The organism is Candidatus Jordarchaeum sp., from assembly GCF_052745115.1.
In genome coordinates this window covers 1-10,676 of record NZ_JBRAKS010000127.1, presented here as the reverse complement: position 1 = coordinate 10,676, position 10,676 = coordinate 1, and the positions used below count along the sequence as shown (strand labels likewise).

The following is a 10,676-nucleotide window of genomic DNA, read 5'->3' as shown; positions in this document are numbered from 1 at the left end:
GATAAATATAATTAATATAAATTACATAAATTACATAAACATACCAGGGCGAGGTATTTCCCTACCCTACCTCTTTCCCATTCGTAGTCCCCTAGTCACCAATATCATTCACTTACTGTTTCCTTTCTCCGTTATAATGGAATCATGGGAGGGATATAAACCACGGGAATAGTAATGATTTTAGATGACAAAGCAATGGAACACCTACTAAGAAGGGGTGTAGTCTTTACCTTTAGGATGACCCGCAAAAGCGGGATAGAAAATTGGTTTGGAAGTGGAAGCATAATCAAAAATGGAAATCCAACTCTTCTCCCCAATAAAATTGACGTTGTTGTTGAGGAAGTGGGCGAAGTAGACCCTAAAAATGAACTAATTTGGTATCTAAAAGACAGCGGGTTCCACACGTTAGAGGAATGGCATGAAGAGATAAAAGAACAATACAATGTATTGAGCGGATTCGGTGAAAAGAGTGATTGTTTGCCAGAAAGAGGATGGCTCTATAAAATTATATACTTTAAGGAAGATGAGAAAGATGAAAAAGTATGAAAACCTCGAATTCGAAAACCCTTGGTGTCCAAAATGCGGAATAACCATGGATATAAAGGACAAGACAGATAGTTGGATGCTTAGATCTGGCGGGGGATCCATATACATTGCAAAAATAGTTTATAACTGTCGAGAATGCGACATTACCGCAGAAATAGTTTGGACCTGGACACCGAAAAAAGAAGAGGAATTAGAAGAACCAGTATTCAAAAAATATCATAGAAAAAAGACGGTTACAAGCTGAGTATTATCCACTCTGTTTCTTTTCCCTATTCTTACTAATCTGCTCAAGTAATAGTTGAAGAGCTTCTCCCAATCCCTGGTTCTGCGTAGCTACAGTGCCCACTACTGGAACATCGATTCCAATACTCAACTGTTTAGCCACATCCTCAGGCGATAATGCGCCCTCAAGATCCTGTTTATTAGCAAGAATAACCACTGGCGCATCCTCACTTATTTCCCTTTTCACTCTATATAATACATCTCGAGCCAAACCAAAAGTTTCAGGATTCGTACTATCGACTACAAGAAGGACCCCTGCACTTCCCTTTGCTAAAATTTCCTGCAGAAAAGCGAAGCGTGTATGACCCGGAGTACCAAAAATATGAAGATCAAAAACATTAACCTCATCATATTTTCTACCAAAATCGAAGCCCACAGTAGTCTGAAGGGCTTCTATGCTTGCGGCTCTTTTTGAGACCTTGGAGACGACAGTGCTTTTTCCAGCGTTGTAGGGTCCGGTGACCAAAAGTTTGAGTACTTCTACGTCGGATTTGCCTGAGGGTAATCTGTTCTCGGTGCAGACTAAAACGTTTCCATCATTGTCTTCAAAGAATAAGAGTAGCTCTCCTGAATCTACTTTTAGCTTGTCTCTTACATCTTTTGAGAGTGTTATCCGATTCTTGTCGCTTAACCTTGCTACACCGAGAAGTTTCATGGGCTCACTTTCCCTATCTACTTACTGAATCTTGGAGAACATTTAAAAAGTTTACTAATTCCCACTTTTCCCACTAAATTTTTTATTTGAAAATAAAAAAGAAAAAATTGGATTATCCTCGCTGAGTCCTAGTCTTCTACTTCTCTTCTTATTTCCTCTTCTAATGTTTCTACTCCTGGTTCTCCCTTAAGGTCTTTGGCGAATATAATTTGATAGCCGTATCTAACGAATCTAATTAGAAATACGATTACCACGAGCCATAAGAAGAAAGAGTAGTCAACAGTAGCCCATGTAAACGCACGCGATAAAACCTCCCAAATGGAACCGTAAATCCAGATGGATCTTAACATATTCGCAAAGACAAAGACCCAAACTAACGCAACAAGATATCGCAGTATTCCGCTTAAGGCACTTAATCTATAGTAGCTTCTGCGTAAGAATTTCTGTAGGAAAATCAGGATAGATAAAGAGGCTCCAAAAATTATTAGTGTTAAAGGATCTATTTGGTTAAAAAAGAGGCCGTAATTACTTAGGATATTAAAGGTTACTATAGGTATAACTGCGAAAAAAATGAAGTACTCAATCGCGTATGCTGTTCCGAGATAAAGAGGGTTTCTTAAAAATTTTTTAATAATCGACAACATTCATTCCTCCGGATTGTATTAGAAAATTTGTGGGCTCTGGTAGAACACTGTGACTGGAGTTACAACGAAGTTAAATCCTGGTATTGTTAGAGTGAACCAGATGATAAATACTCCAGTTATAACTAGTGGTCGAAATGAAGTAGTAACATTAGGTGTAAAGTCCAAGAAAAAGGTATTTCCATATAATCCTAATAAAAGCTGAACTGGATCACTTGTCTTTAGAGGCATAGTTAGTTCATAAGGATAAAGGACATAATCTGCTTTAGAGTCAATTACCGTACCATTGGGATAACTCACTTGGATTATTCCAATTAAATTAAGTTCATAGCCGATTCCATCATAATACAAAGCTTTCGGTGCATCGGGGTAAATACTGATTTGCCAATTCAATGATCCAATATTATTGAGAGCTTGAGCCGAGTTAACACCGAGAATAAATCCGAGAAAGGCTGAGCCTAATCCTGCAATTATGGCTATCCACTTCAGAACTTTATAGATTTTCCTCTTTGTCGTTGCCATTTTCTTTCCTCATTGGTTTTTATTCAGAAGTATAAACATGTTAAGTATTTAAAATTTCTTAAAAAAAGAGTGGGACGCCGCCTTAGGTATGTATTTTTCCTAGTTTTTACTTGTCTTATGCTGGGGTTGAGGGGTTAATCCAGCCCCAGAAGATTCTTGGAGGACTGGCGGACTTCGGGGCATCTGCATAGTTATGGGGGGGAATCAAAAGAGTGGGATAATATCTTATTTTCAGATATTGGTAGGATTAAAGTGTTATCCTAATATTACATATTTTTAAATTAAAAATAGGAGTAGACAAGTATTGCCGGCCTAATTGTCTAGTGAGGGACTTGGTGTGAACATCGTGTTGCTGGAAAATTCGAATACTCTCTCTCGCATGGGGGTTCCGATTTTTGCTACCAACTTTTATTACATCAGGTCCCCTAGAAAAGCAAAGTTCTACAATTCTAACTATCTTATATTAATAAAAAAGAGCTATCTGCTGTCAAGTGTGGGGGAAAGCGATTTTGCTAAAATTCTGTATGGTATCTGAAAGGATGGATTGAAATGGCGGATTGGTTTTCGAAAATTTCTAAAGTTTTTAGGAAAAATGGTGAGTTCACACTGGGCATTTATGGTAGTCCTAATGCTGGTAAAACAACTCTTGCTAACAGGATCTGTTTGGACTGGTTGGGGAGAGAAGCGGGGGCGGTTTCGCCTATTCCACATGAAACTCGTAAAGCTAATGTGGTAGAACATTTAGAGATGAATTACAATGGAAAGTGTCTTAGAATGAATGTTGTTGACATGCCTGGTATCTCTAGCAAAATCGATTACCGGGTTTTTCAAAAGCATGGATTATCCAGTGAGGAGGCGATTGAGCGAGCTAAAGAAGCGACTAGAGGTGTGATCGAAGCTATCGAGTGGCTTGATAATGTGGATCTTGCCCTAACCATTTTTGACACTACCAAGGTTCCTTTTGATCAGGTTAATCTGGTTATTCTGGGAAACCTAAGAGCAAAAAACATACCAAACATCATTGTGGCAAACAAAATAGACTTACCCAAATCACGACCCAAACTGGTCTACGATTCTTTCCCAGATCATAAAAGCGTAGCCATATCAGCTTTAACCGGAGAAAATATAGAAGAACTTTACAAATTAATCATAGAATCACACTAATGGGGGATGAAGAAGATGATGAATCCGAGAATAGACATTATACCAAAATGGGTGGTTAACGGCTTAACCTCAGAAGACAAGATAAGATTCATAGTGGGTAAGGTTAAAAAGAACGTAATCCTAGTTCTGGAAGATGTTCTCAGACCAGAAGAGCAGGCGGGTTTGATAAGAGAAACAATGCTAGAAATTGATTACGAAACATTCAGTGGAGTAGAGCTATTAACCTTTAATAAAAACCCTGGTAGCAAAGGTTTCATGAGATGGAAAAACAAACCCAACGGAGATTCAAAAATTACTATTGTAGCCCCTGCGAATAGCATTAACATTTTAAGGGACACATCAAGCATCATCTCCCTGATGCTAAAATAAAAGTAAGAAGGCCCGCTGATTGACCCAGGAAGGAGAACCAGTAAACGGATTTATTCACTACTGTATAAATTGTGGTACACCAATCTCACCTGAACAAAAAACTTTCCGCTGTTTTTACTGCGGATCAAGAACTTTCAAACTTAAAAAAATGCAAAAAGAAATTAAAAAAGATAATGAATATGGAAACCAAACAAAAATGGAATCGGATCAATCTCAAATTCTTGAAAAAAATGTTCCAATAGCTGAGACTACTTTTTGTGACGAAAAATCGGGGGATACGAGATTAGAAACCGTCATCGCAGAGGGGGTCGGAGTATTGAAAGTCGATGTAGACGGGCTTATGAAAGGAAAACCACTAATACTTTCGGTAAAAAAGGGCCAATATGAGATATCGGTTCAAAGACTAATGGAAAGAGTGAAAAAAAGATAGAGAAAAATCCTTTACTTTGCTAGGAAAAATATTTTTCTAATTGGTCCTCCGCATCAAGCAGGGAAAGCCAATTGATTAAACCCGTCTTATACTTCCTAGGCTTTTCATAGATTATTTTTAATGCAATCGAAACCGTTTCCTTTTTTGAAAGATGTGTTGTATCAATCTCAAAAACGTATTCACTACCATAGGTATTCAAAGCGTTAAAGGTGCAGGAACCAAGAATCTCCGCCTGAACATTCTCTCTAACCTTTTTCTCACTCCAACCTTTAGCTTCTAATCTTTTACTCAAAACCTCAGGATGAGTTCTTAAAATTATCACAACATTAACAAAACTTGAGGGAACAATATCCGCATAATGCCCCTCAACAATAACCAAGTCCTCTGCCTTCTCTATAAGCTCTACCACCCTTGGCACCAATCTATCTAAGTCCGCTACCTTAGTATCTCGATCAGCATCAATATGACTATAAAGTTTCTCTCTCTCCACCAACTCACCCAAACTTATAATATCCGTATGCAAAACACTAGTCAAATCCCTACTCAGAGTTGTTTTTCCAGTACCCGGACACCCTGAAATAATAATAGCTTTCCTAAAGAGACATCACCACCAATAAAAATAGATATATCCTAATAATTAATAAAAATCAGATTCTACAAAATAAGACTTTTTATTGAATAAAAAAATTGAAAAGACTATAGAATTTGACTAAGGTGTAAAATAAACCTACATAAGCTTCGCTTCTTAGACAAATTATGAAAAGCCTTTCAGATTATTCATGGCAAACCTTCATACGCTGAAGCGTCTTGGGCAAAGGATGAAAATCTTTAGTTTTTCATGGGAAACACCTATACGCTTGTGAGCGTCTGAGACAAAGTATGAAAAAAGTTTTTCGTGGCAAATAATTTAGTGTTTAAAGGCAAAAGTTTAATCTAATTCTTCGGTGGCTCTAAATCTTTCAATTACTCCTTCTAGAAATTGGCAAGCAAGGTCTGTTTCATTTAGTTTGGTTTCCAGTTCTTTCTTATGTGTTTCGTACTCTTTAACCGGTAGATCTCCTATCTTCATTCTGGCTATTAGCATTTCTTGCTGATCTATTACATCTTGTTTTTCTGCTTCTAGTGAGATTTGCCATTTCTCCATCTTTCGTATGCCCTCTTTTAGTTTTTTCTCCGCTTCTTTAAGTTTTGCGTCATACTCTGAGACTAGTTTTTGATATATTGCCTCTCTTATCTCGCCCTTAAGCAGTAATTCTTCTAGTTTCTTTTTCCGCTCAACTTGTGTTTCTTTCTCAGCTAATAGTACTTCAACTTCGAGTGGTTCTGTGGCGCCCATGTCTTCTAAGGTTTTTTTAATCTCTTTGATTTCCTGCCGTAGAGGTTCTGACCTCTTTTCTAATTCCTCTTCTGTAATCTCTCCCACTATTTGTCGTGTTTTTAGTGTTTCATAATCCTTGTTTAGCTTTCTTAAACGTGTTTCAACAAGATAGGTTTTACCTCTTCCTACTAGATTCCTTTTAATATCCTCGGGAATTTTCTCTAATTCAACCGGTTTTTTTACTTCCGTTTTGATCTCCTTTTTTCCCATTTCCAACTTTGGTTTCTTGGTTTCTTCTACTTCTACCTTTATTGTTACTGGTTTTTTGGTTTCCTCAAATTCATGCTTTAATGGTAAGCCGCAATATTTACAGTAAACAAACCAATCCTCTGTTCTTTGACCACATCGCGGACAATTAGGCAAAGCCATCACCACTCTGATCTAAGTATATTAATTCTGATTAGAATTATCCCTTTAGCCTTATTATTTGTGTTGATTTGGGCATCTTAGTAATATAGTTTAGAGTATCTTTAAATGTAAAAGTTTTTTTTTAAAAAAACTTGGTCTAAAAAACCATTTATCCAAAATTCGAGAAATCTAAAGATTTATTAAAATTTTTTATTGCATATTTTTGGATTCTATTCTTCTTGTTTTTGTTCATTTTTATCTGGGATTTCTGTATTTTTAACTATTGGTTTTTCATCTTCAGAAATATTTGTGCCAACCTTGACTATTCTTGATATTTTTTGGCTCGCTTCTGATGAAAATTTTTTAGAAAATTCACTAAGGTACGATATGTAGGATCGAATATTCTCAAGTTCTTTATTCAATTTATCCTTGGCTAATTCTTTATTCCTTTTCAAAGATTGTCTCCAAGCCCTATTTGTAAAGTAATGGTACGCAAGATATGCTCCAATAAAATAAAAGGCGAATATTACACCATAAATACCTGTTGCAGGTGCGACGGAGTATCCAATCAATATCTCGTTGTGGATTATGAGGAAACGGAGAGCAATTGCGATTATTAGACCTCCTATTAATGTAATAACAAAAATCAGTGAGATAGTTCTTAATTTCTCTCCCTCTTTGGTTTTTTCAAAAAATTTCCTCACATCTTCCATGCTTGCTTTTACGTTTTTATTGTAAAAATTTTCCCATACCTCTTTGTAACTCCGCGATAGGCCTTCTATATATTCTTGTATATATGATTCGAATTCATGACGGAAATTAAAATCTAGTATAGAGTCAAATTTTTTTATTAGTTTTTTCCAGTTGGGTTTGTATTTGCTCTCCGTTGACAAGTGGACACCTCCCGTATTATTTAGACACGCTTTAATACTATAAACTTTTTTATTTATAATTTGAAAAAATAAAAGCAGAGTGATATTTGCATCAATTTTTCTACCATATAGTTATTCTTGGGTAAAATTTCATTTAGGAAATCGAATAAACTAATCAATTAATAGGTGGGTTGTATGCTTTGTTTGTTGATGTGCATTGTCATGTTGATCTTTATCCCGATTTCAATAAAGTGGTTACCCAAGCTGACAAAAATGGGGTAGCCGCTATCATCGCTGTTTCAATGGATCTTGAATCTATGGGTACTATTACGAAAATTTCAAATCACTATTCCGGATTTGTTTTTCCTTCCCTTGGTTTACATCCAGACGCTTGCAGTAGAACCTCAGAAATTAATTTAACCAAAGCCGTAAAGTTAATAAAAAATAATGCCAAGAATCTGGTGGCTATAGGCGAAATTGGTTTAGATCACCATTTTGTGAAAATCAAAGAGCTTTATCCCTGGCAGCAAAGAATTTTTAGAGAAATGCTCAGAACCTCTCAAGATTTAAATCTTCCAGTAATTCTCCATACTAAAGGGGCTGAAAGACTCATTTTTAAGATCCTTGATGATTATAAACCAAGGGATGTACTAATTCACTGGTATACCGGTCCCAAAGACTTAATTGACATTGGAATAAAAAAGGGATATTATTTTTCAATAACTCCCGCAGTTACTTATTCTAAAAATGTTCAATACTTGGTAAAAAAGGTCGGTGTAGATTATTTAATGACCGAATCCGACGGTCCTGTTGAATATAACAGAATAAGAGGCGAACCAAAAGATTGCAAAATAATAGTTAAAAAAATAGCTGAAATAAAAGGATACAGTGAGGGTAAGGTGGAAGAAGTATTATTTGAAAATGCAGTTTCCTTTTTCAAGTTAGACTTGAATATCTAATTGAGAACAGTATTAAAAATAACAATACCCAGATTTCAGAGAATTTCACCATTTAAGAACTATGTAGAGTTGTGATTTCAAATTCCATAAAAATTCTTTAATCATCGGAATTAATACTTACATTATCACCGTTAATTTTTACAAAACTTGCTTTCTGTAACTCTTGCAGGAGTGTTTCTGTTTGATTTAAGTCAAGCTCCAAGGATTTGGATAAATTATCAATATTTATACTACCTAAACGTTGTAGTATAAATAGGGTCCTGAATTTAGGGTCCTTATCAAAATAGGGTTTTAATTTTTGCCACAACATTTCCCAACGTCTAATCTGGTTCTGAAGTTGTTCAATCTCTTCTTGCCCATACTCCTTTCCTGTCTCCCAATTCTCCAGAAAAGGCGGTATGTTTTGTTGCTCCAGAATTTCTAATCGATTCTTCAGCTCTTCGATCTGTTCCTGTTTTTCCTTTAACCTTTTGTCACGACTTTTTATCTCTAAAATTAATTGGTCAACTCTTTTTTGATAATTTTGCTCAATCGTATTTATATCCAAACTCTTTGTAGAGTTTGTAAGGAAACCTTCGGTTAGTTCTCTTGAGTTTATCAGATTTTCTTTTGATTTTTTCTCGTATGATTCCTGATTAATATTGTTTGAAGCGTTTTCAAAGGTTTCATCATTTTTTATTTGTCTACTTGGTTCATGAACTTTTGGATTTTTTTGGAACTTTGCATGTAGTGTCTTTATAAAATATTTCTCAATCTCTTCCAAGTTTTTAGCAATAGCTTCGTTAAAAGCTTGCTTTATTACTGTATCTATCCCCTTTATTGGGAATCTATTTTGAACCATATTAATTATACTCTCACGCATAGACGTGAATTTGTTTATTAATTTTAATTGTTCGTTATTAAAGTCACTATAAGTTTTACCTGATTCAATTGTATTGGGCTCGTCATTGCTTGTTTTCAATTCTTCCTTGTTCGCATTTTTCAGTCCCAAATCCCGAACTCCTGTATTTTTGTTATACTGTATATCTCTTTCAGAACTTTTTAATTTTTCTAAGAAAGATATGTGAAATTCGCAATTAATTACTTTATTATTGTAAAATATGCAAAGAATATGTATAAAAAGAACTAAAATAATATATTCATAGGCTAAGCGCAAGGAGGAACCGCGATTGAGTACAAGAGAACGTTTAAGCAAGTTGAGGAATGAAATCGATGAATTATTAAGCGAAGTTGAAAAAAAGCCGGAAATAAACACAGTTCTAAATAGAATTGATCAAATAGAATCCAAGTTGGAAAAAATAAATTCCATGGAAGAACTGCTGAAAAGTAAAACAGAAACCGAATCTGCGGTTAGAACCAATGAAATTTTAGAAAAGTTCGAAGGAATGGATTATAAAATTACCAGCATCGGAGAAGAAATTTCTAGCCTCAAAAAGGATTTCACCACTGAAGTCACCTCTCTTCGAAAACAAGTGAGTAACATAATAGAGGCTATAATAGATCTTGTAAAAACCATAGCACCTGAAATTATCAAACCCGAAAAAACTGTTCCCCTAGAACCTTTGCAAAAAATAGCGGAAAAGAAAGGTTTAACCGAAACCAAAGAAGTGGAACAGCCATTATTGGAAGAAACAGAGAAATCTACCACTTTTGAAACTATTTCCGAATCTGAAATAATTGAGGAGGAAGAACCGCCTGACGAGCAAACACCGACAATCTTAACTCAATTAGAAGAGAGTGAGATTCCAGAGAGACTTGAGGAGAAGCCTATAATTAGTGAACTTCCTGAAGTTGAGACTGAGGAATTAAGAGAAGAGGAGGAAGTTAGGGAAGAATCAGAACTCAATAGTTTCCTAAGTGAAGAGGATGAAAAATTGTTAAAAGAGCTAGGGCTCGATATGATCGATACTGTTGCAGAAGAAAAATTCAAGCTTCTAGAAGAGGAAAAAACACCAAAGTATGTTCAATTAACAAATTTGGAAACTAGAAAACTAAAACTTGAGAGAGAAATAAACAATTTAAAAACAATGATCCAGGCCGGTTTCGGATCATTAGAAGACGAGAAGAAACTAGAAGAAAAAATTCGAGAAAAAGAAGAAATTGAAATAAAGATAAGGGAAATAGAGGGCAGTAAATAAAATCTAACAATAGAAAAAACTTCGCAGTAAAAATAAAGAAAATCTCAACACGTTATTTCTTTTACCTTTAAACATTGCCAGGTTAAATTAGTAGGTGGATAACCAAGAATGGTTGAACCTCTTTTCAAGACCGGGATAAAAAGATTTGTATCTAACTTTCATGTTTGCATGGTTCCCAGAGTGTTATGGTCTTAGGTATATCCCTAATCGGTCAAATAGGACACTATATTTGAAGGGTTGGTTATTCGGGAAAAATTAGATACTTATATCTCGATCAAAATAAATTTGTTAATTCTAATTTAAGACTTGTAAAAGTCAGATGTAGAAGTTAGGGACATTTGTCACCCCTTGCTGTTAATTGGTAGGATGTCC

General features: G+C 35.4%; 14 protein-coding genes. 7 read left to right on the top strand and 7 right to left on the bottom strand.

The features are described from left to right. Positions 1-174 precede the first annotated feature (174 nt). Complete coding sequence (locus ACUVXA_RS10475; RefSeq protein WP_445871206.1) at positions 175-546, top strand: hypothetical protein; 372 nt, start codon at positions 175-177, stop codon at positions 544-546. Next, positions 533-790, top strand: coding sequence for a hypothetical protein (locus ACUVXA_RS10470; protein ID WP_445871205.1), 258 nt, complete (start codon positions 533-535; stop codon positions 788-790). Before ACUVXA_RS10475 ends, ACUVXA_RS10470 begins: the two co-directional genes overlap by 14 nt. 3 nt (positions 791-793) lie before the next feature. Here ACUVXA_RS10470 and ACUVXA_RS10465 read toward each other — a convergent pair whose 3' ends face one another. The 3 genes from ACUVXA_RS10465 to ACUVXA_RS10455 form a co-directional block, all read right to left on the bottom strand. Next, positions 794-1,483, bottom strand: a complete 690-nt coding sequence (locus ACUVXA_RS10465; RefSeq protein WP_445871204.1) for an ADP-ribosylation factor-like protein — start codon at positions 1,481-1,483, stop codon at positions 794-796. A 128-nt stretch (positions 1,484-1,611) separates the two neighbouring features. Then, positions 1,612-2,127, bottom strand: coding sequence for a hypothetical protein (locus ACUVXA_RS10460; protein ID WP_445871203.1), 516 nt, complete (start codon positions 2,125-2,127; stop codon positions 1,612-1,614). A gap of 18 nt (positions 2,128-2,145) precedes the next feature. Next, positions 2,146-2,646: a hypothetical protein gene (locus ACUVXA_RS10455; RefSeq protein ID WP_445871202.1), complete on the bottom strand. Its 501-nt coding sequence runs from the start codon at positions 2,644-2,646 to the stop codon at positions 2,146-2,148. A 549-nt stretch (positions 2,647-3,195) separates the two neighbouring features. On the opposite strand from ACUVXA_RS10455, the gene ACUVXA_RS10450 reads away from it, so the two are divergent. The 3 genes from ACUVXA_RS10450 to ACUVXA_RS10440 are packed head-to-tail and all read left to right on the top strand — an operon-like array spanning position 3,196 to position 4,609. After that, positions 3,196-3,810, top strand: coding sequence for an Era-like GTP-binding protein (locus ACUVXA_RS10450; RefSeq protein WP_445871201.1), 615 nt, complete (start codon positions 3,196-3,198; stop codon positions 3,808-3,810). Between the two features lie 15 nt (positions 3,811-3,825). After that, a complete protein-coding gene (locus ACUVXA_RS10445) occupies positions 3,826-4,179 on the top strand; it encodes an OapB/ArvB family protein (RefSeq protein ID WP_445871200.1) in 354 nt (117 codons plus the stop codon). Positions 4,180-4,198: 19 nt separating this feature from the next. Beyond that, positions 4,199-4,609 carry an OapC/ArvC family zinc-ribbon domain-containing protein gene (locus ACUVXA_RS10440; protein WP_445871199.1) on the top strand — a complete coding sequence of 137 codons (411 nt, stop codon included), beginning with the start codon at positions 4,199-4,201 and terminating at the stop codon, positions 4,607-4,609. A 19-nt stretch (positions 4,610-4,628) separates the two neighbouring features. On the opposite strand, the gene ACUVXA_RS10435 is transcribed toward ACUVXA_RS10440, so the two are convergent. From ACUVXA_RS10435 to ACUVXA_RS10425, 3 genes are all read right to left on the bottom strand, one after another. Then, on the bottom strand, positions 4,629-5,189 hold the full coding sequence (locus tag ACUVXA_RS10435; RefSeq protein ID WP_445871207.1) for an adenylate kinase family protein: 561 nt from the start codon (positions 5,187-5,189) through the stop codon (positions 4,629-4,631). A gap of 348 nt (positions 5,190-5,537) precedes the next feature. Further along, positions 5,538-6,350: a hypothetical protein gene (locus ACUVXA_RS10430; RefSeq protein ID WP_445871198.1), complete on the bottom strand. Its 813-nt coding sequence runs from the start codon at positions 6,348-6,350 to the stop codon at positions 5,538-5,540. 215 nt (positions 6,351-6,565) lie between these two features. Beyond that, the gene (locus ACUVXA_RS10425; RefSeq protein WP_445871197.1) at positions 6,566-7,048 is read right to left on the bottom strand and encodes a hypothetical protein; all 483 of its coding nucleotides are present in this window, start codon (positions 7,046-7,048) and stop codon (positions 6,566-6,568) included. Between the two features lie 359 nt (positions 7,049-7,407). On the opposite strand from ACUVXA_RS10425, the gene ACUVXA_RS10420 reads away from it, so the two are divergent. Further along, positions 7,408-8,166: a TatD family hydrolase gene (locus tag ACUVXA_RS10420; protein WP_445871196.1), complete on the top strand. Its 759-nt coding sequence runs from the start codon at positions 7,408-7,410 to the stop codon at positions 8,164-8,166. 97 nt (positions 8,167-8,263) lie between these two features. On the opposite strand, the gene ACUVXA_RS10415 is transcribed toward ACUVXA_RS10420, so the two are convergent. Next, complete coding sequence (locus ACUVXA_RS10415; RefSeq protein ID WP_445871195.1) at positions 8,264-9,157, bottom strand: hypothetical protein; 894 nt, start codon at positions 9,155-9,157, stop codon at positions 8,264-8,266. Positions 9,158-9,335: 178 nt separating this feature from the next. Here ACUVXA_RS10415 and ACUVXA_RS10410 point away from each other — a divergent pair, with 178 nt between their 5' ends. Further along, a complete protein-coding gene (locus tag ACUVXA_RS10410) occupies positions 9,336-10,304 on the top strand; it encodes a hypothetical protein (protein WP_445871194.1) in 969 nt (322 codons plus the stop codon). Positions 10,305-10,676: the final 372 nt, after the last annotated feature.